Below are 22,929 nucleotides of genomic sequence, written 5' to 3'. Positions count from 1 at the left end.
TTTGTAACCCGTCTACATCGACGGTAACGAAAGAGGATAAACCGTGTCCCGTATTATTATGCTGATCCCTACCGGAACCAGCGTCGGTCTGACCAGCGTCAGCCTTGGCGTGATCCGCGCAATGGAACGCAAAGGCGTTCGTCTGAGCGTCTTCAAGCCGATCTCTCAACCGCGTGCCGGTGGCGATGCGCCAGACCAGACTACCAGCATCGTCCGTGCTAACTCTTCTCTGCCAGCCGCTGAGCCGCTGAAGATGAGCCACGTTGAATCTCTGTTGTCCAGCAATCAGAAAGATGTGCTGATGGAAGAGATCATCGCGAACTACCACGCGAACACTAAAGACGCTGAAGTTGTACTGGTTGAAGGCCTGGTCCCAACTCGTAAACATCAGTTCGCACAGTCTCTGAACTACGAAATCGCGAAAACGCTGAACGCAGAAATCGTCTTCGTAATGTCTCAGGGTACTGATACCCCGGAACAGCTGAACGAGCGTATTGAACTGACTCGCAGCAGCTTCGGCGGCGCGAAAAACACCAACATCACCGGCGTAATCGTTAACAAACTGAACGCACCGGTTGATGAGCAGGGCCGTACTCGCCCGGATCTGTCCGAGATTTTCGACGACTCTTCCAAAGCGAAAGTGATCAAAGTTGATCCGGCTAAACTGCAAGAATCCAGCCCGCTGCCGGTTCTGGGCGCGGTGCCATGGAGCTTCGATCTGATCGCAACGCGTGCAATCGATATGGCGCGTCATCTGAACGCCACTATCGTTAACGAAGGTGATATCAATACCCGTCGCGTGAAGTCTGTGACTTTCTGCGCACGCAGCATTCCGCACATGCTGGAGCACTTCCGTGCCGGTTCTCTGCTGGTGACTTCCGCCGATCGTCCTGACGTGCTGGTTGCAGCATGCCTGGCAGCCATGAACGGCGTGGAAATCGGTGCCCTGCTGCTGACTGGCGGCTACGAAATGGACGCGCGTATCACTAAACTGTGCGAACGTGCATTTGAAACCGGCCTGCCGGTATTCATGGTGAACACCAACACCTGGCAGACCTCTCTGAGCCTGCAGAGCTTCAACTTGGAAGTTCCGGTTGACGATCACGAACGTATTGAGAAAGTTCAGGAATACGTTGCTAACTACATCAACGCTGACTGGATTGAATCCCTGACCGCGACCTCTGAGCGCAGCCGTCGTCTGTCTCCGCCAGCGTTCCGTTATCAGCTGACCGAGCTGGCACGTAAAGCCGGCAAGCGCGTTGTTCTGCCGGAAGGTGACGAGCCGCGTACCGTTAAAGCGGCGGCTATCTGTGCTGAACGCGGTATCGCAACCTGCGTACTGCTGGGCAACCCGGATGAGATCACCCGCGTTGCGGCCTCTCAGGGCGTTGAGCTGGGCGCTGGCGTAGAAATCGTTGATCCAGATGTGGTTCGCGAAAGCTACGTTGCTCGCCTGGTCGAACTGCGTAAAAACAAAGGTATGACCGAAACCGTTGCCCGCGAACAGCTGGAAGACAACGTGGTTCTCGGTACCCTGATGCTGGAACAGGACGACGTTGACGGTCTGGTTTCTGGTGCAGTTCATACCACCGCGAACACCATCCGTCCGCCGCTGCAGCTGATCAAAACTGCACCGGGTAGTTCCCTGGTGTCTTCCGTGTTCTTCATGCTGCTGCCGGATCAGGTTTACGTATACGGCGACTGCGCGATCAACCCGGATCCGACTGCAGAGCAACTGGCAGAAATCGCGATTCAGTCCGCTGAATCCGCCATTGCCTTCGGTATCGAACCGCGCGTAGCAATGCTCTCCTACTCCACCGGTACTTCTGGTGCAGGTAGCGACGTAGAAAAAGTTCGTGAAGCCACGCGTCTGGCGCAGGAAAAACGTCCTGACCTGATGATCGACGGTCCGCTGCAGTATGACGCCGCCGTTATGGCTGACGTAGCAAAATCCAAAGCGCCGAACTCTCCAGTTGCAGGTCGCGCTACCGTGTTCATCTTCCCGGATCTGAACACCGGTAACACCACCTACAAAGCGGTACAGCGTTCTGCCGACCTGATCTCCATCGGGCCGATGCTGCAGGGTATGCGCAAGCCTGTGAACGACCTGTCTCGTGGCGCGCTGGTTGACGACATCGTCTACACCATCGCTCTGACCGCGATCCAGTCTTCCCAACAGCAGCAGTAATCTGTCGAGTGTGCCGGATGTCTTATCCGGCAACACTTCTGCTTATTAAACCGGAAATAGCTTATATTTCCGGTTTTTTTATACCTGTTTTTCCCGTTGGCATATTCTGAAACATTTGCCAGGATGCGCTGCATCAATGAATAACTATTCTCCTGTTTGCATACTTATCCTCTTTTGCATTGCAACAGGGATAGTCTTTCATGTCAGCAGTAACAGAAACACAGCCAGCTAAAAAATGGGCGATGCCCGATACGTTGGTGATTATTTTTTTCGTTGCCATTTTAACCAGTCTGGCGACATGGGTTGTTCCCGTCGGGATGTTCGACAGTCAGGAAGTGCAGTATCAGGTTGATGGACAAACCAAAACCCGTAAGGTGGTCGACCCCCATTCTTTTCGAATTCTGACCAACGACGCGGGCGAAGAGCAGTATCACCGGGTGCAGTTTTTCACCACCGGTGATGAGCGCCCTGGCCTGATGAATTTTCCGTTTGAAGGGTTAACCTCCGGCTCTAAATTCGGCACTGCCGTCGGCATTATTATGTTTATGCTGGTGATTGGCGGCGCATTCGGCATCGTTATGCGTACCGGAACCATCGATAACGGCATCCTGGCGCTCATCCGCCATACGCGAGGAAACGAAGTCCTGTTTATCCCGGTGCTGTTTGTTCTCTTCTCATTAGGCGGCGCGGTGTTTGGCATGGGGGAAGAGGCGGTCGCCTTTGCCATTATTATCGCACCGTTAATGGTACGGTTAGGTTACGACAGTATCACCACCGTTCTGGTCACCTATATTGCGACTCAGATTGGATTCGCCAGCTCATGGATGAACCCGTTCTGCGTGGTCGTCGCGCAGGGGATTGCGGGCGTGCCGGTGCTCTCTGGTTCCGGTCTGCGTATCATTGTGTGGGTGGTTGCGACCCTGATAGGGCTGACCTTCACGCTGGCCTATGCGGCGCGCGTCAAAAAGAATCCGCTTTTGTCCCGGGTACATGAATCCGACCGTTTCTTTCGCGAACAGCAGGACGACGTTGTGGAACGACGCTTCACGCTGGGCGACTGGCTGGTGCTGCTGGTGCTGACTGCGGTAATGATTTGGGTTGTCTGGGGCGTGATCGTCAACGCGTGGTTTATTCCTGAGATCGCCAGTCAGTTCTTCACCATGGGCCTGGTAATTGGCATCATCGGCGTGGTCTTTCGTCTCAACGGCATGACGGTCAACATCATGGCCTCCTCATTCACTGAAGGCGCGAGAATGATGATTGCTCCTGCCCTGCTGGTCGGTTTTGCCAAGGGCATATTACTGCTGGTCGGTAATGGAGAAGCGGGGGAAGCCAGCGTGTTGAACACGCTGCTGCACAGCATTGCCAACGGCATCAGCGGGCTGGATAACGCCATCGCGGCGTGGTTTATGCTGCTGTTCCAGGCGGTGTTTAATTTCTTCGTTACTTCCGGCTCTGGTCAGGCTGCATTGACCATGCCGTTATTAGCACCCTTAGGCGATCTGGTTGGCGTAAACCGTCAGGTCACCGTACTGGCCTTCCAGTTTGGCGACGGATTCAGTCATATTATCTATCCTACATCGGCATCGCTGATGGCAACGTTAGGCGTGTGTCGGGTGGATTTTCGTAACTGGCTGAAGGTAGGCGCCACGCTGTTGGGACTGCTGTTTATTATGTCCAGCGTGGTGGTAATTGGCGCGCAGATAATGGGTTACCATTAAAAAACGATTGCCCGGCCTACACGACTTCTCGACGCTGTAGGCCGGATGAGCAGATTTTACTCAGCTTCTTCCTGCTTTTCGGCTTTCGCCCCTTCATTCTTAGCGTTGCGGGTCATCCACAGCGCCAGGGCTTTCAGTGAGTCCGGCGTAAATTCGTCGCAGCGCGCGGTAATTTCTTCCGGCGTCAGCCAGCAAACTTCACTAACCTCTTCTTCCTGAAGCGCAAACGGTCCGTGGGAAACACAGCTAAACAGCCCGCCCCATACGCGACAGTTCTGGTCTTCAAAATAAAACTGCCCATGCTCGGCAAACGGCACGCCCGCAATCCCCAGTTCCTCTTCCGCTTCACGGCGCGCTGAATCCAGTAGTTGCTCGTCAGCCTGCACAACACCGCCAGCGGTGGCATCCAGCATGCCGGGCAAAAAATCTTTTGTCTCAGTACGGCGCTGAACCAGAATTTTGCCCATACCATCATGCACGACGATATACGTTGCACGATGACGTAAGCGTTGCGCCCGCATTTGTTCCCGGCTGGATTGTGCAATGACTTCGTTGTCTTCATTCACAATATCCACCCATTCCGTACTTGCCAAACGACGCTGTTCCACCATCAGGAAACCTTCTTTTTTCTTGCGCTCTTACGGCGCGTTTATGTTTGTGGGGTAAATTACGGATTAATCTCGACCTGTGCAATAACACTTTGATCATTGAGTGCCATTACGCTGAGAACATTATCATCCAGAATCCCGTAACTTGCCGCAAAGCCCCCTTTCGGGATGCTTACCGAGCCGGGATTGAAGTGGTAAACATCCCCTTGACGCTCAGCGACGGGCAAATGTGTATGCCCATAAACCAGCACATCTCCCACGTTGAGCGCCGGCATATTTTGCGGGCCAAAAAGATGCCCGTGGGTCAAAAAGAGTCGCTGGTTTTCTGTCAGAATTTGCTGCCACGGCGCGGTCATCGGAAAATGCAGGAGCATCTGATCCACTTCGCTGTCACAATTGCCACGCACCGCGATAATCCGCGCTGCCAGCGCATTCAACCGCTCAGCAACCTGCGCAGGCGCATAGCCTTCCGGGAGCGCATTACGCGGTCCGTGGTTTAAAACATCACCCAATATCACCAGCCATTGCGCACCGCTTGCGGCAAACCGTTCAAGTACGCGTTCCGTGGCTGGCAACGAACCATGAATGTCCGATGCGAACATCAGTTTCATCACTCACTCCTCGTTGAAAAGTACCTTGTAATGATACTGGATTACGCCCCGTTTTTCAGCAGGAACGCTTCGCTGAAAGCGCGATAAAACGCTGGACTGAAGCGCGCTGCCACTGGAAGGCGGCATATTCTGCAAGCGCTTCGGGAACCTCATCGCCGTTAAGGACCAGACGATTCAGCATTAGCGCTAAATCGCAGTCGGCAATACACCATTCGCCAAATAAATTCTGCTTACCGTGGCTCAATAAATGGCTCGCAGTGGCGAACAATTTCTCCGCACTGACTTTTCCCGCTTCGCTTAACGGACCTTTCTTCACGCCAGCAAAAACCACGTCCGTTGAGCGTTCTTCACGGATAGGCATCAGATCGCTGCGGATCCACGCCTGAACCTGGCGCGCCCGCGCGCGCTTTTGCACATCGTGTGGGTAGATACGCTCCCACTGCGGCGGCGCAAAACTCTCTTCCAGGAACTCAGTAATCGCTGATGATTCGCTCAGCTCGAAACCGTCGATTTCAAGCACCGGCACGCGCCGCGTTAACGCATACCCTTGCCATGAAGGTTGCAAGTGTTCGCCGCTGTTGAGATCAACGGTTTTCAGCGTAAAAGGCAGTCCTTTCTCTTGCAGAGCGACATAAACAGACAGCACGTAAGGGGAGAAAAAATTGGCATCTGACCACAGCGTAATTGCAGATTTGCTCATAATGTCCTCTGAAATGTATTGGCTTGCCTTCAAAATATAGAGTCTTTCTCTCACTGTCACTTGATGAAAACTCACGCACGCCAACAGGCTCTATACTTGTTATGACCCGGTTCATGACAAAACGGACGCTGAAAATGATCGATCTCTATTACACTCCATCGCCAAACGGTCACAAAATCACGCTGTTTCTTGAAGAGGCGCAGCTGCAATACCGTCTGATTCATGTCGATATCAGCAAAGGTAGCCAGTTTCACCCTGATTTTCTGCAAATCTCACCAAACAATAAAATCCCGGCCATTATCGACAGTGCCCCGGTAGACGGCGGAAAGCCCATCAGCCTGTTTGAGTCCGGAGAAATTTTACTCTATCTGGCAGAAAAGAGCGGTAAGCTGCTGAGCGGTGAGTTACGTGAACGCCACACTACGCTGCAGTGGTTGTTCTGGCAGGTCAGCGGCCTCGGACCCATGCTGGGTCAGAATCATCATTTTAGCCACTACGCCCCACAAACGATTCCCTACGCCATTGAAAGATACCAGGTTGAAACCCAGCGCCTGTACAACGTGATGAATAAACGTCTGGAAACGTCCCCCTGGCTGGGAGGCGATCACTACAGCATTGCCGACATTGCCTGCTGGCCGTGGATCCACGCCCATCAGCGTCAGCGCATCGACCTCGACAACTACCCGGCGGTCAATAACTGGCATGAACGCATCCGTACGCGTCCCGCAACGGAACGCGCCATGCAACAAGCACAAAGTGAGAAGCGGTGACGCGATTCGGTTCTCGTGTATCATGCAAAGGTTCATACATGGAGGAAACCTGCAATGTCACAACCTGACGCAATTATTCGTATAAAAAACCTTCGTCTGCGCACTTTTATCGGCATTAAAGAAGAGGAGATCCTTAACCGCCAGGATATCGTCATCAACATTGCCATTCACTATCCGGCAGACAAAGCCCGTACCAGCGAAGATATCAACGACGCGCTGAATTATCGCACTATCACCAAGAGCATCATTGCCCACGTGGAGGGTAACCGCTTCTCATTGTTAGAAAAATTAACTCAAGATGTGCTCGATATCGCACGCGAACATCACTGGGTCACTTATGCTCAAGTAGAGATAGATAAACTTCACGCATTACGTTACGCCGACTCAGTCTCTATGACGCTGAGCTGGCAGCGCTAAAACATAACCCGGGAGGCGACATGCAGATTCTGATTACCGGCGGTACTGGCCTGATTGGACGTCATCTGATCCCCCGCTTGCTGGAACTGGGGCATCAGATAACCGTAGTGACCCGTTCTCCAGATAAGGCGCGTCAGATTCTCGACTCCCGGGTTACGCTGTCCAAAGGGCTGGAAGAGCGGCAAAATCTCAATGACATTGATGCCGTCATTAACCTTGCCGGAGAGCCGATTGCGGACAAGCGCTGGAGTGCCCAGCAAAAGGAACGCCTGTGTCAGAGCCGCTGGGTCATCACGCAGAAGCTGGTCGATTTAATCAATGCCAGCGAGACACCGCCCGCAGTGCTAATTTCCGGTTCCGCTACCGGTTACTACGGCGATTTAGGCGAAGTGGTGGTCACAGAAGAAGAGCCGCCGCATAACGAATTTACCCATAAGCTGTGCGCCCGCTGGGAGCAAATTGCCAGCACCGCGCAAAGCGACAAAACCCGCGTGTGTATGCTGCGCACCGGCGTGGTACTGGCCTCTGCTGGCGGCATTCTGGCGAAAATGGTCCCGCCGTTTCGTCTTGGCTTAGGCGGACCAATTGGCAACGGACGCCAGTATATGGCCTGGATCCATATTGATGATATGGTCAACGGAATTCTCTGGCTGCTGGATAACGATCTGCGCGGTCCCTTCAATATGGTTTCACCGTACCCGGTGCACAATGAGCAGTTTGCCCACGCGCTGGGCCACGCCCTGAACCGTCCTGCCATTCTGCGCGTTCCCGCCACCGCAATGCGGTTGCTGATGGGCGAATCTTCAGTGCTGGTTCTCGGCGGGCAGCGAGCGTTGCCAAAACGCCTGGAAGCGTCCGGTTTCGCGTTTCGCTGGTACGATTTAGAAGAAGCGCTGGCGGATGTCATCCGATAACCCCTAAGCGCTATTCACGGTCGCCGTTGTGGTGGTAAGGTTATAGGCCAGATTTCTGCAATGGCGACGTTATGGCGATAATTTCGACTCCCCGACTTACCCTCTCTTTGTTTCAGTTTTCTGACTGGTCATTTTTCCAGAAACTACGTGAATGTCCTGAAGTCATGCGCTATATGGGCAACATCGCCCCGGTGAAAGATACGCGTCTGTTATTCGCCAGACGCCTTGCCGCACAGCACACTTTTGTCATCCGCGAGCACAACAACCCGACGCCGCTCGGCGATATTGGTCTGCAAATCAGCCATCTCTACCCGCACGAAGCCGACCTCGGCTACGCCATCTTGCCACAGGCGCAGGGGAAAGGTATTGCCAACGAAGCCGTACGCGCGGTGTGCCAGTACGCCTTCGAGCACGCGGCGGTCACGGCGATAAATGCTTACGCACTGGCGGATAATAAGGGCTCAATACGGATTCTGGAAAAAACGGGGTTCGTGCGTACGCAGGTACTGGAAAAGGCGTATGAGATTGATGGTATCGCCTACGACGACTGGGTTTATCGTCTGGAGTGCGACGCGCTAAAATCCCAGGCCCGGAAAGCGTAGCGCCTCCGGGCAGGTGACTTACTTCAACGAACCTTTGAGGAACTGCTGCAAACGCGGGCTTTGCGGATTACCAAATACCTGCTCCGGATCGCCCTCTTCTTCAATCTTCCCCTGATGCAGGAAAATCACGTGCGTGGAGACATGACGGGCAAACCCCATTTCGTGGGTCACGACCACCATGGTTTTTCCCTCTTCGGCCAGTTGTTGCATAATGCGCAGCACTTCGCCCACCAGCTCCGGGTCAAGTGCCGACGTGGGTTCATCAAACAGCAACACTTCCGGTTCCATCGCCAGCGCACGAGCAATGGAGACACGCTGCTGCTGACCACCGGACAGATGCACCGGATATTTGCCCTGAGCGCGCTCATCAATACCCACTTTCGCCAGATACTTCACCGCACGTTCGCGAGCTTCCTGCTTGCTCAGCCCCAACACCTGGATCGGCGCTTCCATCACGTTTTCCAGCACCGTCATGTGGCTCCACAGATTAAAGTGCTGAAAGACCATCGTCAGTCGCGTGCGCAGCAAGCGCAGCTGATTTTTGTCTGCAACCTTAAGCTGGCCGTCTTTGTCGCGTACCAGACCAATGTTCTGACCACTCACCACAATCGACCCGGCGCTCGGTTTCTCGAGAAAGTTAATGCAGCGCAGGAAGGTACTTTTACCGGAACCTGACGAGCCAATAATACTGATAACATCACCCGCATTGGCCTGCAGCGATACCCCTTTCAGCACTTCATGTTCGCCGTAGTGCTTATGTAAATCGATAACGTTTAATTTATTTTCAGACATCGTGTTACTCGAATCATTTAGAGGATACATGCTGCAACCAGCGTTTTTCCGCTTTACGGAACAGACTGATCAGGACATACGAAATAATCAAATACAGAACAGCGGCAATACCGAAGGCGGTAAACGGCTGATACGTTGCCGAGTTGATATCGCGGGCGATTTTCAACAAATCAGGTACCGTTGCGGTAAACGCCAGCGCCGTGGAGTGCAGCATTAAAATAACTTCATTGCTGTAAGCCGGCAGCGCAATACGCAGCGCGGAAGGCAAAATAATGCAGCGATACAGTTTAAACGACGAGAAACCGTAAGCGCGCGCGGCTTCAATCTCACCATGGGGTACGGAACGAATAGCCCCGGCGAAAATCTCCGTGGTATAGGCGCAGGTATTCAGCGTCAGCGCCAGCACGGTGCAATTTAGCCCACTGCGGAAAAACGCGTTGAGGAAGTCCGTGCCTTTGACTATCTCCAGCGTATACATCCCGGAATAAAACACCAGCAACTGGACGTACAGCGGCGTCCCACGAAAAATATAGGTGAACAGCCAGATGGGAAACTGGATAAATTTATTACTGGAAACACGACCAATTGCCAAAAACAGCGCCAGTATCCCGCCCATCACCACCGATGAAATCAGAAGCCACAGGGTGATAGCCACGCCGGTGTAGCGATACCCGTCGGTCCACAGCAGGGACTTCCAGTATTCCTGAATAATCTCAATCACAGGTCAGCCCTCTTCACACCCACGGAATAGCGGCGCTCAAGGTACAGCAGCACACCATTAGAAACAGTGGTAAACACCAGATAGATGACCCCGCACACTACGGCAAAATAGAACGGCTCCCAGGTACTTTTTCCGGCAAGCTGAGTGGCTTTCACCACGTCTTCCAGGCCGAGCAACGATACCAGCGCCGTGGCCTTAAGAATGACCTGCCAGTTGTTGCCAATTCCCGGTAAGGCATAGCGCATCATCGCCGGGAACATAATGCGGCGAAATATTTGTGAACTGGTAAAACCGAATGCCGTCGCGGCTTCAATATGTCCTTTGGGCACGGCCATAAATGCGCCACGAAATGTTTCGGTAAAATAGGCTCCGTAGATAAACCCGAGCGTAATAATACCCGCGACCATCGGATCGATATCAATCTGGCTGATACCGATTGCATCGGTAAGGGTATTCAGCGCGATTTGTAATCCGTAAAAGATGAGCAGCATTAAGACCAGATCGGGCACGCCGCGGATAAGCGTTGTGTACCCTTCGAAAATAAGCGCCAACGCCCGGCTTTGCGACAGCTTAGCTGCCGCGCCGACAAGGCCTATCAGAACCGCCAGTACCACCGAGCTAAGTGCCAGCTCCAGCGTAACAATTGCGCCCTGTAAAATAACACCTGAAAAGCCATACAACATGCTGCCTGTCCTGTCGTGTGTGGTGGAGTAATAAGCCTCTTTTGATTTCAGACAAACTGTTAAATGCGGGATGGCGACTTTGCCTTATCCGGCCTACAAAATCGCTGTAGACCGGATACGCACAGCGCCATCAGGCATAAATTCAACACGTCAAAAATCTACGGGCTTTATCAGCACCTGCGGTGATTAACCGCCGTAAACATCAAAATCGAAGTACTTTTTCGCCAGCTTCTCGTAAGTACCGTCAGCTCGCATCTCGGCAAAGGCTTTGTTCAGTGCTTCGCGCAGTTCGTTATCATCTTTGCGCAGCCCCATACCGGTACCCACGCCGAATAACTTCTCATCTTTTACAGATGCGCCGCCGAATTTGTAATCTTTACCGACCGGCTGTTTCAGGAAGCCTTCGCTGGCTGCGACTTCATCCTGGAAAGCAGCATCAATACGCCCGGCAGTCAGGTCAGAATAGATATTGTCTTGCCCCTGATAAGAGACAATTTCAATGCCTTTTGGCGCCCAGTGCTCGTTGCCGAAGGTTTCCTGAGTCGTGCCCTGCAGCACGCCAACACGTTTACCTTTCAGCGACTCAATGGTTGGCTGAATAGCAGAATCTTTAGCGACAACCAGACGCGAGTCGGCTGCATAAAGCTTGTCGGTAAAGGCGATTTCCTGCTGACGTTTTTCAGTGATGGAAAGCGAGGACATAATCGCATCGATTTTCTTCGCTTTTAACGAAGGGATAAGCGCGTCCAGCGGGTTTTCCACGAAGGTACATTGTGTATTGATACGTTTGCACAGCTCTTTAGCCAGATCGATATCAAAACCGACTAATTCACCCTGTGCATTTTTCGATTCGAACGGCGCATAAGTAGGATCGGTACCGATACGAATTTTTTGCGGAATGGCTGCAAATGCTGCGGTAGCACTGGATAAAGCCAGGACCAGAGAAAGAGACAACACCAGTTTTTTCATAACTATCCTCAACAGACTGTCTTTTATAGGGGATCTTTACAGGACCAGGTGCAGTTATCGTGCCATTAATCGGGCCGACAAGGCAAAGCATTCTACCCTGTCGGCGGTATTTATTTGCATGAAAAGCGCTTAAGTATGCACTCATGCTTATTAAGACAGCGACAAAAGCACCAAAACAGTGCACTGAATTTATTATGCACCGTAATGGTTACCCGCAATGGTGCAGTCCATTCCCCGCTGCGGCGTATTAATCGCCGTAGACATTGAAGTTAAAATACTTGCTCGCCATTTTGTCGTAGGTGCCGTCTTTGCGCAGTTCGCCCAGCGCTTTATCGAAAGCAGCTTTCAGCTCTGCATCATCTTTGCGCAAGCCAATCCCGGTGCCGTCACCAAAGTATTTTTTATCTTTCACCGACGGACCAGCAAAAGCGTAGTCCTTACCGGCAGGCTGCTTCAGGAAGCCTTCGCTGGCCGCGACTTCATCCTGCAACGCCGCGTCCAGACGACCCGCTGTCAGGTCAGAATAGATAAGGTCCTGGTTCGCATAGGCCACCACATCTACGCCTTTGCTGCGCCAGTTGTCATTAGCATAGGCTTCCTGAGTCGAGCCTTGCAGTACGCCAACATGTTTACCTTTGAGGGAATCAAGAGTCGGTTGAATTGGGGAACCTTTCGCGGCGATCAGACGTGAGTCTGCTGCGTAAAGCTTGTCTGAGAACGCAATCTCTTGCTGACGCTTCTCAGTGATTGAAAGCGAGGAGATGATGGCATCAATTTTTTTCGCTTTCAGCGACGGGATCAGCGCGTCAAAGTCGCTGGCTACCCAGGTACATTTGATCTGCATGCGCTTACACATCTCATTTCCCAGATCGATATCAAAGCCGACAAAGTCGCCTTTGGCATCTTTAGAGGAAAAAGGTGCGTACGTTGTATCTGTACCAATACGAACCGTCTGCGGAAGTGCTGCGTAGCTGGCCGCGGTGGCGGAGAGTCCTACCAGCAAAGACAAAGCAAGAACCGTCTTCTTCATACATAACCCTCAAGTGGCGTAATTTTATTATGTTTTACGTTGTGTTGTGTGTTTGCAGACTTTTTCATGCAGGTCTTATGCCATTTTCGCGTCGATGAGGATATTCGACGTTAAATATGTTAATAAAACGTTGCAATAATGTCCTGATTTTGAAGATAGCAGGTCTGACGGTTGAACCGCAGCGTTTCGTTGAGTTTTAACGAATTAAATGTTGAGGATATGATCGCGGTTACAAAATTGCCCTGAAACAGGGCAACGGATGTTTCTTTGCACGCTGATGGAACGGTTTTACGCCCCTTGCCAGCGGGTGAACAGATCCTGTGGAAGGGAGATATCAAACTGGTCGAGTACGCGGTTAACTGTTTGATTAATCACATCATCTAGCGTTTGCGGGCGATGATAGAATGCCGGAACTGGCGGCATAATCACCGCGCCAATTTCTGCCGCCTGCGTCATCAGCCGCAGATGCCCCAGATGCAGGGGCGTTTCACGCACGCACAGCACCAGCGGGCGGCGTTCTTTCAACACCACGTCTGCCGCACGGGTAAGCAGCCCATCGGTGTAACTGTGGACGATGCCTGAAAGCGTTTTGATTGAACAAGGTAATATTACCATTCCGGCGGTCTGAAAAGAGCCGGAAGAGATACTGGCGGCGATATCGCGCGTATCGTGATTTACATTCGCCAGTGCCTGCACATCGCGTACAGAGAGGTCAGTTTCCAGCGCCAGCGTCTGTCGGGCAGCAGCACTCATCACCAGATGGGTTTCCACATCAGTAACGTCACGCAAAACCTGCAGCAGGCGCACGCCATAAATCGCGGCACTGGCACCGCTAATCCCTACAATGAGTCGTTTCATTTTTTCGCCCTTACTTGCTTCAGGGCTGACTTTGCAGGTTTTTATGCGCAGTTGCAAGTCAGTCCACTCTATGTGTCCTGACCTGCAACAGAACATTACCCTTCGTTATGCATCTCGAGGTTTTCCGCTTCGTTCTGACGCAAAATTGCTTTGGCATCGTCATTACGCAGGGAGTCAAGGAAATCGAGATATTGCTGGTCGACGTCTTTGGTGACGTACACGCCGTTAAACACTGAACATTCAAACTGCTGAATATCCGGGTTCTCAGCGCGGACCGCTTCAATCAGATCGTTTAGATCCTGGAAGATAAGACCGTCTGCACCGATTATCTGGCGAATCTCGTCCACTTCGCGACCATGAGCAATCAGCTCCGTCGCCGTAGGCATATCGATACCATAAACGTTCGGGAAGCGAATTTCCGGGGCCGCAGAGGCCAGATACACTTTCTTCGCTCCGGCTTCACGCGCCATCTCGATAATCTGTTCGGAGGTGGTACCGCGCACGATGGAGTCATCCACCAGCAGCACGTTTTTATCACGGAATTCCGCACGGTTGGCGTTCAGCTTACGGCGCACGGATTTACGGCGCAGCTGCTGACCGGGCATGATAAAGGTACGGCCCACGTAGCGGTTTTTCACAAAACCCTGACGGTACGGCTTACCGAGAATACGGGCAATTTCCAGCGCGATATCGCAGGAGGTTTCCGGAATCGGGATCACCACGTCAATGTCCAGATCTTCCCACTCACGAGCAATTTTTTCGCCAAGCTTGGTACCCATATTTACACGGGCGCTGTAGACGGAAATCTTGTCGATAAAGGAGTCAGGACGTGCGAAGTAAACGTATTCAAACAGGCACGGATTGCTGACCGGGTTATCGGCACACTGGCGAGTAAACAGCTGACCTTTTTCGGTGATATACACCGCTTCGCCAGGTGCCACATCGCGCAGGAATTCAAAGCCCAGCGTATCCAGCGCCACGCTCTCGGAGGCTACCATATACTCGGTACGACCATCCCCGATATCGCGTTTACCCAGTACCAGCGGACGGATACCGTTAGGATCGCGGAAGGCAACCATACCGTGGCCGATAATCATCGCCACGCAGGCATAGGCGCCGCGGATCTGGCGGTTGGTTGCCGCAATAGCAGCAAAAATATTATCGGCTTCCAGCGGATAATGGCGGAAGTTATCCAGCTCGCTGGCGAAAATATTCAGCAAAATTTCAGAGTCTGAAGTGGTATTGATGTGGCGGCGCTTTTCTTCAAACAGCTTTTTACGCAGCTCATGCGCATTGGTCAGGTTGCCATTATGGGCAAGCGTGATGCCATACGGTGAGTTGACGTAAAAAGGTTGAGCTTCGGAGGCGCTGGAGCTGCCAGCCGTTGGGTAACGCACATGACCGATGCCCATATTGCCCTGCAAACGCTGCATATGGCGCGCTTCAAAAATATCGCTCACCATTCCGTTTGCTTTACGCAAGCGGAAGCAGTTGTTGGCATCAATGGTGATGATGCCTGCGGCATCCTGACCACGATGCTGGAGCACCGTTAACGCGTCATAAATCGACTGGTTTACCGGCATAACACCGGCGATACCGACAATACCGCACATACGTCTTTTCCTCGTTCAGCAACAACCCAAAGTTTATACTTTGGGCAAGAAACTTGACGAGCTTTGCAGATAGTCAAAGAACCATCTGATGATGAAACTGAACTGCGGGATCAGCTGCGACTTGCTCCAGTCTTCACTTTTCGACAGACCGGTAAAGGTATCGAGAAAGAACAGTATGGCGGCGACGATCAGCGCTCCTCGCAGAGCACCAAAGCAGATCCCCAACACCCTGTCGGTACCCGACAGGCCTGTTTTCTCTACCAGTTGGCCTATCACAAAGTTAACGATAGCGCCGACGATAAGTGTCGCGATAAACAGTATCGCGATAGCAATCCCATTTCGAACGAGTTCGTCTTCAAAGCCCGTAAACCAGACAGACAGGTAAGTGTAGTAATGGCTGGCGACAAAGAAAGCACAACCCCAAGTCACCAACGATAATGCTTCACGAACAAAGCCACGGATCAGGCTAACCAGACAGGAAAAACCAATCACCGCGATAATAGCGTAATCAATCCAGACCATAAGTGTCCCACGATTTAACGCCCTGTCGTCCTGTTCGGGGCGCATTCTAACAGAAAAAGAAAACGTTTGCGTAGGGATTTCCTTTCCACGCGTAAATAAAAATGGCGCTGAAAAAATCTTCAACGCCATACCGTTTTATGCCTCTTCGGGCACTGCCGGATAGCGGTAAAAACGCCCTATCCGGCCTGAATTAAGAGCAGCGCCGTGAACAGCGCAATCCCTTAATTAGGGGTATACCCCATCACTACGCCACTCAGACCGGAGATCTTCTGCAGCTCGCCCAGCGAGCTCTTCAGCTTATCTTTGGAGGCGTCAGGTCCTACGAGAATACGGGTTATTTTACCCTGCACCGGCGTTGACGGGGAAGTATATACCCGGAAGCCCGCGCCACGAAGTTTACCCACGATCTCATTGACCTTATCCGCATTTTTCAGCGCACCGAGCTGTACAACGTACGCTTTGCCGGTTGGAGCTGGCGGTTCCACCGCGGCCGGTTTCGGCGCTGGAGCCGGTGCTGGCGTCGGAGCGACGGCAACCGGCTGCGGCTTCGGTTTGGGTTTCGGCTGTTCTACAGGCGCGGGGACAGGATCTAACTCCGCACTGTTTGCCGTCGTCAAACGTGACGGATCCAACGATGGCGCGGCAGCATCACCCGCGCGCACCTCTTCTGCCGCCCCTTCCGGCGGCTGCGTTGGCAGCGCCTGCGTGGCTGCAGGCATCATGTCTGGTTCATCGCGATCGCCGGGTTTCGGCACCAGCGGGATCGCCGCAAACTCATCCTGATAATGTTTTTTTTGCCCGTCAAGCAGCCCGGGGAGCACAATCACCCCCAGCGCGACCAGCACAATTGTGCCGACTAATCGATTCTGAAACTTACTCGCCACCGCTTCTCCCCACGTCTATCACTTCCATGACATGTGCGACAGTGTGAAACGATCCACACACCAACACGGTATCTTCTGGCTTCGCCTCAGCTAGCGCCGCAGACCATGCCTGCGCCACGCTGTCATAGGCGTAGCCTTTGCCCAGATGCTCCAGCAGTTGTTCTGCAGTAGCACCACGCGGCCCTTCCAGGGGCGCACAGTACCAGGCGTCAACCACGCTTTTTAACCAGGCTAACGTACCGGCAATATCTTTATCATGTAGCATACCGATAACCGCAAGTACACGCCCGCTTTTCACTAATTTTTTCAGACGGCCGGTCAGATACTCCGCCGCATGCGGGTTATGGGCAACATCAAAAATCACCCGCGGCGACTCGCTCACAATCTGGAAGCGCCCCGGTAAAATCGCCTGTTCAATACCGTCACAAATGGCCTGCTCGCTGACGTTAAGCCCGCTTGCGCGCAGTGCTGCCAGTGCGGTCGCGGCGTTAGGTTGTGGGACCTGCGGCAACGGCAGGTGCGCCAACGTGCCGTGACTGTCCGTAAAGGACCAGTCGTTCTCCGTGACCGCATAGCGCCAGTCCACGTCGCAGCGTTGCAAAATCGCCCCGCTCTCTTGCGCAACATCGGCAATGGTGTATGGCATTTCCGGCTCGCCAACGATAGCCGGTTTCTCTGCACGGAAAATTCCTGCCTTCTCACGACCAATGCTTTCGCGATCCGGGCCCAGCCAGTCAGTATGGTCAAGCGCAATGCTGGTGACCACCGCAACATCGGCATCTACGATATTGGTCGCGTCAAGGCGACCGCCTAACCCAACTTCCAGGATGACGACATCCAGTTGGGCCTGTTTAAACAGCCAGAGCGCCGATAACGTGCCGTATTCAAAGTAGGTCAGGGAAATATCGCCACGCGCGTCTTCAATCTCAGCAAACGAGGCGGTATGCGCTGATTCCGGCAGTTCACGTCCCTGCACGCGTACGCGTTCCGTGTAGCGTACCAGATGCGGCGAACTGTAAACGCCAACTTTATAACCTGCTGCGGTCAGCACAGATTCCAGCGTACGGCAGGTTGTGCCTTTCCCATTGGTTCCTGCCACCGTAAAAACAAATGGCGCGGGTTTCAACACACCCAGTTTGCGCGCCACCTGACTTACGCGTTCCAGGCCGAGATCGATGGTTTTACTGTGCAGGTTTTCCAGATAAGAAAGCCACGATGCCAGGGGCGACGCGGCTTGAGGAATACGTTTATTGTCCATGATGGCTGTAGATTCTTTACGTTGAGAAAAGCAAAAGGGCAGCACCAACCGGCCTGCCCTTTTTTACACGTTGTTTTTCACGTTGCAGATGCGTTGGCTGTGCTCGCTCACCCGAATCACTTACCTGTGTAAGCTCATCGGGATCAACTCTCTTATCGCCTGCCTGCAACCCGAAACCCATAGAGTAAACTATCAGGCCTCTGATTCCTGATCGGGAACCGGAGGTACCACCTCGCCTTCACGCGGCTCATCCGGATTCGGCGTAGGAAGATTCATCAGCTTCGCCAGAATGCTTGCCAGTTTCAGGCGCATTTCCGGACGGCGGACGATCATATCGATAGCGCCTTTTTCAATCAGGAACTCGCTACGCTGGAATCCCGGCGGCAGTTTCTCTCGTACGGTTTGCTCGATAACACGCGGACCAGCAAAGCCGATCAGTGCTTTCGGTTCTGCAATGTTGAGATCGCCCAGCATCGCGAAGCTAGCAGAAACACCGCCCATTGTTGGATCGGTCAGTACAGAAATATACGGTAAACCGCGTTCCTGCATTTTCGCCAGCGCAGCAGAGGTTTTCGCCATCTGCATCAGAGACATCAGCGCTTCCTGCATACGCGCCCCGCCAGAAGCGGAGAAGCAGATCAGCGGACAGTTATCTTCCAGCGCCTGCTCAACGGCACGGACAAAACGCGCGCCGACCACAGAGCCCATGGAGCCGCCCATAAACGCGAACTCGAATGCAGCAGCAACGACCGGCATACCGTGCAGCGTGCCTTTCATTACCACCAGCGCATCTTTCTCGCCAGTTTCTTTCTGCGCAGAAGCCAGTCTGTCTTTGTACTTTTTGGAGTCACGAAACTTCAGCACATCTTTCGGCTCAAGCTCGCTACCCAGTTCCACAAGAGAACCTTCATCTAACAGGCTATGCAGGCGATTGCGCGCCGACATGCGCATATGATGGTCACACTTCGGACAGACCTCAAGATTACGTTCCAGCTCAGCACGGTATAAAACCTGACCGCAGCTATCACACTTGGTCCACACCCCTTCAGGAATGCTTGCCTTGCGGGTGGGAGTAATGTTGCTTTTAATTCGTTCAATCCAGCTCATTGGTGACCTTTCTGCCTGAACCCTAGTCAGCTTTGTTATAAGGGGCGCATAATGCCATTTTTGCCCCTAACAGACCATGAATGTTGCACATTAAAACATAACAGCCCGAAACTTTGGATAAAAAAGTGGTCGAACCGCTGAGTTACTTTCTATTTTGCAGCCCGTGACGCAGCGCGTTTATGGCGAATCACTTCAATTATGCCCGGCAATACGGAAAGGACGATGATCGCCACAATCAGTAATTTCAGGTTTTCCTGAACGATCGGCAGATCGCCGAACAGATAGCCTGCATAGGTGAACAGCAATACCCACAGCAGCGCGCCTGCGACGTTATACATCGCAAAGTGACGGTAGGACATGTGCCCCATACCGGCAACAAACGGTGCAAATGTACGCACAATAGGTACGAAACGCGCGAGGATAATCGTTTTGCCGCCATGACGCTCGTAGAACGCATGGGTTTTATCCAGGTAACTGCGACGGAAAATTTTAGAGTTCGGGTTACTGAAGAGTTTTTCACCGAACAAACGGCCAATCGTGTAGTTCACCGCATCGCCGATAATTGCCGCCACAATCATCAACATCACCATCAGATGAACATTGAGATCGTTAGTTGGCAGCGCAGAAAGCGCGCCAGCGACAAACAGTAGCGAGTCTCCCGGCAGGAACGGCGTCACCACCAGCCCGGTTTCGCAGAACAGGATCAGAAACAGAATCGCGTATACCCAGATACCGTATTCCGCAACCAGCTCCGCCAGATGCACATCAATGTGCAGGATAAAATCGATAAGAAAGTAAATCAGGTCCATAGTTTTGCCTTTATACGACTCAAATTAGTCCGCCAGAAATAGCGGGCCCATAGGCGGTTTTGGCAGGTCGAACCGTTCCGGGTAATCTACTGCAACCAGATACAATCCTTCCGCTTTCGCCGTTGCCGCTGCCAGCGTTCTGTCCTTCGCCGCTAGCAGTTCTGCTATCCAGCTCTCCGGCTGGTTGTTGGCACCTACTTCCATCAGGCTGCCGACAATATTCCTGACCATATGATGTACAAAGGCATTCGCTTTAATATCCACCACCACATATGCACCAAAACGTTCAACGTTAATGTGCATCACGTTACGCCACGGTGTGCGCGACTGACACTGCACCGCCCGAAACGAAGTAAAATCATTTTCGCCAATCAAACACTGGGCCGCACGATGCATACGCTCAGCGTCCAGCGGTTCATAGTAATGGGTTACCCCTTTACCTAAAACCGCAGGGCGCAACCGATGATTGTAGATGATGTAGCGATAACGGCGAGCCGTAGCGCTAAATCGGGCATGGAAATCATCGGGTACAGCTTTCACCCAGCGCACAGCAATGTCACCAGGTAAATTCGCATTTACCCCCAGTGTCCAGGCTGCATCTTTACGCTGGGCAGTCGTTTCAAAGTGCACGACCTGCCCTGTGCCATGAACGCCCGCATCCGTGCGTCCCGCACAAAAGACAGTGATGCGTTCATTCGCCACCTGAGAGAGCGCTTTTTCCAGTTTTTCCTGAACGCTACGCACTTCGTTCTGGCGCTGCCAGCCATAATATTTGCTGCCGTCATACTCAATGCCCAGCGCAATTTTATGGGTTGACGGCTGTTGCAGGTCAGACATTAGTACAGGTACTCCTGCACCAGTTTTTCCGCAATTTTCACCGCCATCAACGCACCGCCAAAGCGTACGTTGTCTGCCACAGACCAGAACTGAACCTGTTCCGGCATCCCATAATCGTTATGCACACAGCCAACTGAAAGGTGCGGAGTACCTGACGCATCGCCAACCTGCGTCGGGATATAGGTCTCTTCTGACAACACTACGTCCTCACCGCGTGAAAACGCATCGCGTGCTTCTTCCGCCGCCAACGGACGCAGAGCTTCAAAATTCACCATCTGTGCGTGGCCATAAAATACCGGCGACTGCACGATGCTGGCGGAAATAAGCAGCCCGTCGTCCTGCATAATTTTGCGCACTTCATCGACGATACGGCGCTCTTCGCGCACGCTACCTTCGCGATCCGGCAGCAGCGGCAGCATGTTGAACGCCAGCTGACGGCCAAAGAAATCGTCATCGTCAATCGGGATGCCGTTCAGTAGTTTCGCGCTCTGTCCGGCAAGCGCATCTACGGCTTTTTTACCGTGAGCGGAAGCAGAAATAATATTGGTCACCGTAATACGTGACAGCCCGCCGTCATCAATTAGCGGCTTCAGCGCAGACAGCAGTTGGCTGGTCAGGCTGGAAGGGACCGCAATCACATTACGGTTGCGGTAATCCGCCAGTACGAACGGGTTAACGTCCGGAACCACCAGCGGAACGTCCGGCTCAAGCGCGAACAGGCCACTGCTGTCGATAACCAGGCAACCGGCATTGGTCGCTTCTTCCACCCATGCGGCGGTGGCTTCAGCGCCCGCAACAAAAAATGCCAGTTGCGCCTGCGTCCAGTCAAAGTCTACAACGTCCTGAACAAGGACCGATTTACCGTTAAAACGCAGATGCTCACCCGCGCTTTCATTACGCGCCAGCGCATAAATTTCACCGACCGGGAACTGGCGTTCAGCCAGCGTATCGAGCAGGGCTTCGCCTACGGCGCCCGTTGCGCCCAGAATGGCAATATTCCAGCCTTCAGACATGGTGATTTACTCCAGAAATACGTAAGCGTCCCTGTCGCATTATTCGACAGGGAGCATTAAGAAGACATTAATGTGCCGGGTGATAAACAGCGTTAAAACCCAGCTTACACAGCAAGGTAGCAGCCGTTGCGTCGTCACAAATCACGTATAAAGACGACCATTCACGGCGCTCAAGATAATTTTTACGCAGCTTATCAAACTCACCCGGAATTCCAGCGACTTTACGCAGCGGCGCATCATCGCGGCGCACATCATACACTAAATGCACCAGCCTTTTCAGCGTTGGCTGATCTAACGGGCCATGCAGTGTGATACGACCAAATTCCGGCGCAGGTAACAGGGTATTGAGCGCAACGTGTTGTTCGCGACCAATAAACTTGCTAAAAGCCTCAAAGACCTGCGTGGTGCCGCGCGCTTTTCCTTCCAGGGTATACCCGGCAATGTGCGCCGTGCCGATATCGGCTTTCTCCAGCAATGCCACATTGAGATCCGGCTCCCCTTCCCAGACATCCAGCACGACGCTCAGCGACTGCCCGGCATTCAATCGGTTCAGCAATGCCGTATTGTCGATGACCGGCCCGCGGCAGGCGTTGATCACAATGGTGCCCGGCTTCAGCCGGCTAATCAGCGCATCATCTGCCAGGTGCAGCGTTTTGTACGGTCCGTCTTTAAACAACGGCGTATGGAAAGTCAACACATCGGCTTGCTCTACCAGTTCGTCCAGCGAGCGGAAATCTCCCTCGTCACCGCGATCGGCTCGCGGCGGATCGCACAGCAGCGTGCGGATCCCCAGTGCTTCCAGACGTGCCTGCAAACGTCCTCCCACATTGCCCACGCCTACGATGCCTACAGTACGATCGCGTAACGCAAACCCGTCGCGCTCCGCCAGCATCAGCAACGCTGAAAAAACATATTCTACGACCGCAATCGCGTTACAGCCGGGCGCTGCGGAAAAGCCGATCTTCGACTGCGCAAGCCAGGCTTCATCCACATGGTCCGTGCCTGCGGTTGCCGTGCCGACAAATTGAACCGGTTTTCCGCTAAGCAGTGATTCATTTACTTTCGTCACCGAGCGCACCATTAAGGCATCCGCATCATCCAGTTCGGCAACGGGAATCGGGCGACCGGGAACCGCTTTGACCTCCCCCAAACGACTGAACAGTTCGCGGGCATAGGGCATATTTTCATCAACGAGGATTTTCACGTCTTTCGCACCTGTTTGAGAACGAGAGTTAACCGGGCAAGTGTGCCATAATCTCGCCGCCAGGCATACTGCGAGACCTGGTCAGCACAGATTTAAGG

24 protein-coding genes are annotated in these 22,929 nt (G+C 53.0%); 6 read left to right on the top strand and 18 right to left on the bottom strand.

The window, feature by feature from the left end; genetic code table 11:
- Positions 1-43: 43 nt before the first annotated feature.
- Together pta and yfcC are read left to right on the top strand one after the other, a co-directional pair.
- Positions 44-2,188: a phosphate acetyltransferase gene (gene pta, locus HV302_RS08025; RefSeq protein ID WP_016153844.1), complete on the top strand. Its 2,145-nt coding sequence runs from the start codon at positions 44-46 to the stop codon at positions 2,186-2,188.
- Between the two features lie 200 nt (positions 2,189-2,388).
- On the top strand, positions 2,389-3,909 hold the full coding sequence (gene yfcC, locus HV302_RS08020) for a putative basic amino acid antiporter YfcC (RefSeq protein WP_181627173.1): 1,521 nt from the start codon (positions 2,389-2,391) through the stop codon (positions 3,907-3,909).
- Between the two features lie 56 nt (positions 3,910-3,965).
- On the opposite strand, the gene yfcD is transcribed toward yfcC, so the two are convergent.
- The 3 genes from yfcD to yfcF are packed head-to-tail and all read right to left on the bottom strand — an operon-like array spanning position 3,966 to position 5,828.
- Positions 3,966-4,520 carry an NUDIX hydrolase YfcD gene (gene yfcD, locus HV302_RS08015; RefSeq protein WP_006683645.1) on the bottom strand — a complete coding sequence of 185 codons (555 nt, stop codon included), beginning with the start codon at positions 4,518-4,520 and terminating at the stop codon, positions 3,966-3,968.
- A 56-nt stretch (positions 4,521-4,576) separates the two neighbouring features.
- Positions 4,577-5,128: a phosphodiesterase gene (gene yfcE, locus HV302_RS08010; protein WP_016153846.1), complete on the bottom strand. Its 552-nt coding sequence runs from the start codon at positions 5,126-5,128 to the stop codon at positions 4,577-4,579.
- Positions 5,129-5,183: 55 nt separating this feature from the next.
- A complete protein-coding gene (gene yfcF, locus HV302_RS08005) occupies positions 5,184-5,828 on the bottom strand; it encodes a glutathione transferase (RefSeq protein WP_016153847.1) in 645 nt (214 codons plus the stop codon).
- A 134-nt stretch (positions 5,829-5,962) separates the two neighbouring features.
- On the opposite strand from yfcF, the gene yfcG reads away from it, so the two are divergent.
- From yfcG to HV302_RS07985, 4 genes are all read left to right on the top strand, one after another.
- The gene (gene yfcG, locus HV302_RS08000) at positions 5,963-6,598 is read left to right on the top strand and encodes a GSH-dependent disulfide bond oxidoreductase (protein ID WP_016153848.1); all 636 of its coding nucleotides are present in this window, start codon (positions 5,963-5,965) and stop codon (positions 6,596-6,598) included.
- A gap of 54 nt (positions 6,599-6,652) precedes the next feature.
- Positions 6,653-7,015: a dihydroneopterin triphosphate 2'-epimerase gene (gene folX / locus HV302_RS07995; protein WP_016153849.1), complete on the top strand. Its 363-nt coding sequence runs from the start codon at positions 6,653-6,655 to the stop codon at positions 7,013-7,015.
- A 20-nt stretch (positions 7,016-7,035) separates the two neighbouring features.
- The gene (locus tag HV302_RS07990; protein ID WP_016153850.1) at positions 7,036-7,929 is read left to right on the top strand and encodes a TIGR01777 family oxidoreductase; all 894 of its coding nucleotides are present in this window, start codon (positions 7,036-7,038) and stop codon (positions 7,927-7,929) included.
- Between the two features lie 71 nt (positions 7,930-8,000).
- The gene (locus HV302_RS07985; protein ID WP_181627172.1) at positions 8,001-8,531 is read left to right on the top strand and encodes a GNAT family N-acetyltransferase; all 531 of its coding nucleotides are present in this window, start codon (positions 8,001-8,003) and stop codon (positions 8,529-8,531) included.
- Between the two features lie 18 nt (positions 8,532-8,549).
- On the opposite strand, the gene hisP is transcribed toward HV302_RS07985, so the two are convergent.
- The 15 genes from hisP to pdxB all read right to left on the bottom strand — a co-directional run bounded on the left by hisP (position 8,550) and on the right by pdxB (position 22,831).
- Positions 8,550-9,323 carry a histidine ABC transporter ATP-binding protein HisP gene (gene hisP / locus HV302_RS07980; protein ID WP_043017062.1) on the bottom strand — a complete coding sequence of 258 codons (774 nt, stop codon included), beginning with the start codon at positions 9,321-9,323 and terminating at the stop codon, positions 8,550-8,552.
- A gap of 13 nt (positions 9,324-9,336) precedes the next feature.
- Positions 9,337-10,044: a histidine ABC transporter permease HisM gene (gene hisM / locus HV302_RS07975; RefSeq protein WP_003028116.1), complete on the bottom strand. Its 708-nt coding sequence runs from the start codon at positions 10,042-10,044 to the stop codon at positions 9,337-9,339.
- Positions 10,041-10,727, bottom strand: coding sequence for a histidine ABC transporter permease HisQ (locus tag HV302_RS07970; protein ID WP_016153853.1), 687 nt, complete (start codon positions 10,725-10,727; stop codon positions 10,041-10,043). The genes hisM and HV302_RS07970 overlap by 4 nt, the downstream gene beginning before the upstream one ends.
- Before the next feature lie 186 nt (positions 10,728-10,913).
- Positions 10,914-11,696: a histidine ABC transporter substrate-binding protein HisJ gene (gene hisJ / locus HV302_RS07965; RefSeq protein ID WP_181627171.1), complete on the bottom strand. Its 783-nt coding sequence runs from the start codon at positions 11,694-11,696 to the stop codon at positions 10,914-10,916.
- A 247-nt stretch (positions 11,697-11,943) separates the two neighbouring features.
- The gene (argT, locus tag HV302_RS07960) at positions 11,944-12,726 is read right to left on the bottom strand and encodes a lysine/arginine/ornithine ABC transporter substrate-binding protein ArgT (protein WP_006683634.1); all 783 of its coding nucleotides are present in this window, start codon (positions 12,724-12,726) and stop codon (positions 11,944-11,946) included.
- A 288-nt stretch (positions 12,727-13,014) separates the two neighbouring features.
- Positions 13,015-13,584, bottom strand: a complete 570-nt coding sequence (locus tag HV302_RS07955; RefSeq protein ID WP_181627170.1) for a UbiX family flavin prenyltransferase — start codon at positions 13,582-13,584, stop codon at positions 13,015-13,017.
- A 95-nt stretch (positions 13,585-13,679) separates the two neighbouring features.
- Positions 13,680-15,197, bottom strand: coding sequence for an amidophosphoribosyltransferase (gene purF, locus HV302_RS07950; protein WP_005129677.1), 1,518 nt, complete (start codon positions 15,195-15,197; stop codon positions 13,680-13,682).
- 33 nt (positions 15,198-15,230) lie between these two features.
- Positions 15,231-15,719: a colicin V production protein gene (gene cvpA / locus HV302_RS07945; protein ID WP_005129678.1), complete on the bottom strand. Its 489-nt coding sequence runs from the start codon at positions 15,717-15,719 to the stop codon at positions 15,231-15,233.
- A 221-nt stretch (positions 15,720-15,940) separates the two neighbouring features.
- Positions 15,941-16,603 carry a cell division protein DedD gene (gene dedD / locus HV302_RS07940; protein WP_053389550.1) on the bottom strand — a complete coding sequence of 221 codons (663 nt, stop codon included), beginning with the start codon at positions 16,601-16,603 and terminating at the stop codon, positions 15,941-15,943.
- The gene (folC, locus tag HV302_RS07935; RefSeq protein WP_181627169.1) at positions 16,593-17,861 is read right to left on the bottom strand and encodes a bifunctional tetrahydrofolate synthase/dihydrofolate synthase; all 1,269 of its coding nucleotides are present in this window, start codon (positions 17,859-17,861) and stop codon (positions 16,593-16,595) included. The genes dedD and folC overlap by 11 nt, the downstream gene beginning before the upstream one ends.
- A gap of 192 nt (positions 17,862-18,053) precedes the next feature.
- The gene (gene accD, locus HV302_RS07930) at positions 18,054-18,968 is read right to left on the bottom strand and encodes an acetyl-CoA carboxylase, carboxyltransferase subunit beta (protein ID WP_016153859.1); all 915 of its coding nucleotides are present in this window, start codon (positions 18,966-18,968) and stop codon (positions 18,054-18,056) included.
- 149 nt (positions 18,969-19,117) lie between these two features.
- Positions 19,118-19,777, bottom strand: a complete 660-nt coding sequence (locus tag HV302_RS07925) for a DedA family protein (RefSeq protein WP_016153860.1) — start codon at positions 19,775-19,777, stop codon at positions 19,118-19,120.
- Between the two features lie 24 nt (positions 19,778-19,801).
- Positions 19,802-20,614 carry a tRNA pseudouridine(38-40) synthase TruA gene (gene truA / locus HV302_RS07920; protein WP_016157050.1) on the bottom strand — a complete coding sequence of 271 codons (813 nt, stop codon included), beginning with the start codon at positions 20,612-20,614 and terminating at the stop codon, positions 19,802-19,804.
- Positions 20,614-21,627, bottom strand: coding sequence for an aspartate-semialdehyde dehydrogenase (locus HV302_RS07915; protein WP_016157051.1), 1,014 nt, complete (start codon positions 21,625-21,627; stop codon positions 20,614-20,616). The genes truA and HV302_RS07915 overlap by 1 nt, the downstream gene beginning before the upstream one ends.
- 67 nt (positions 21,628-21,694) lie before the next feature.
- Positions 21,695-22,831 (bottom strand): 4-phosphoerythronate dehydrogenase PdxB, encoded by a 1,137-nt coding sequence (gene pdxB / locus HV302_RS07910; protein WP_181627168.1) that lies wholly within the window; start codon positions 22,829-22,831, stop codon positions 21,695-21,697.
- Positions 22,832-22,929 lie beyond the last annotated feature (98 nt).

This window comes from Citrobacter sp. RHBSTW-00859 (assembly GCF_013729795.1).
In the GTDB taxonomy this organism is placed as follows: Bacteria; Pseudomonadota; Gammaproteobacteria; order Enterobacterales; family Enterobacteriaceae; genus Citrobacter; species Citrobacter braakii.
The sequence above is the reverse complement of the archived record's forward strand: the minus strand, read 5'-3'. Positions and strand labels throughout refer to the sequence as shown.

Bases quoted from the DNA above. Each gene is read 5' to 3' on its own strand.
- argT (WP_006683634.1), bottom strand. From the start codon at position 12,726: ATGAAGAAGACGGTTCTTGCTTTGTCTTTGCTGGTAGGACTCTCCGCC.
- HV302_RS07985 (WP_181627172.1), top strand. From the start codon at position 8,001: ATGGCGATAATTTCGACTCCCCGACTTACCCTCTCTTTGTTTCAGTTT.
- accD (WP_016153859.1), bottom strand. From the start codon at position 18,968: ATGAGCTGGATTGAACGAATTAAAAGCAACATTACTCCCACCCGCAAG.
- yfcE (WP_016153846.1), bottom strand. From the start codon at position 5,128: ATGAAACTGATGTTCGCATCGGACATTCATGGTTCGTTGCCAGCCACG.
- yfcD (WP_006683645.1), bottom strand. From the start codon at position 4,520: ATGGTGGAACAGCGTCGTTTGGCAAGTACGGAATGGGTGGATATTGTG.
- yfcC (WP_181627173.1), top strand. From the start codon at position 2,389: ATGTCAGCAGTAACAGAAACACAGCCAGCTAAAAAATGGGCGATGCCC.
- HV302_RS07925 (WP_016153860.1), bottom strand. From the start codon at position 19,777: ATGGACCTGATTTACTTTCTTATCGATTTTATCCTGCACATTGATGTG.
- HV302_RS07990 (WP_016153850.1), top strand. From the start codon at position 7,036: ATGCAGATTCTGATTACCGGCGGTACTGGCCTGATTGGACGTCATCTG.
- yfcF (WP_016153847.1), bottom strand. From the start codon at position 5,828: ATGAGCAAATCTGCAATTACGCTGTGGTCAGATGCCAATTTTTTCTCC.
- cvpA (WP_005129678.1), bottom strand. From the start codon at position 15,719: ATGGTCTGGATTGATTACGCTATTATCGCGGTGATTGGTTTTTCCTGT.
- purF (WP_005129677.1), bottom strand. From the start codon at position 15,197: ATGTGCGGTATTGTCGGTATCGCCGGTGTTATGCCGGTAAACCAGTCG.
- folC (WP_181627169.1), bottom strand. From the start codon at position 17,861: ATGGACAATAAACGTATTCCTCAAGCCGCGTCGCCCCTGGCATCGTGG.
- HV302_RS07915 (WP_016157051.1), bottom strand. From the start codon at position 21,627: ATGTCTGAAGGCTGGAATATTGCCATTCTGGGCGCAACGGGCGCCGTA.
- folX (WP_016153849.1), top strand. From the start codon at position 6,653: ATGTCACAACCTGACGCAATTATTCGTATAAAAAACCTTCGTCTGCGC.
- truA (WP_016157050.1), bottom strand. From the start codon at position 20,614: ATGTCTGACCTGCAACAGCCGTCAACCCATAAAATTGCGCTGGGCATT.
- HV302_RS07970 (WP_016153853.1), bottom strand. From the start codon at position 10,727: ATGTTGTATGGCTTTTCAGGTGTTATTTTACAGGGCGCAATTGTTACG.
- yfcG (WP_016153848.1), top strand. From the start codon at position 5,963: ATGATCGATCTCTATTACACTCCATCGCCAAACGGTCACAAAATCACG.
- hisP (WP_043017062.1), bottom strand. From the start codon at position 9,323: ATGTCTGAAAATAAATTAAACGTTATCGATTTACATAAGCACTACGGC.
- hisJ (WP_181627171.1), bottom strand. From the start codon at position 11,696: ATGAAAAAACTGGTGTTGTCTCTTTCTCTGGTCCTGGCTTTATCCAGT.
- HV302_RS07955 (WP_181627170.1), bottom strand. From the start codon at position 13,584: ATGAAACGACTCATTGTAGGGATTAGCGGTGCCAGTGCCGCGATTTAT.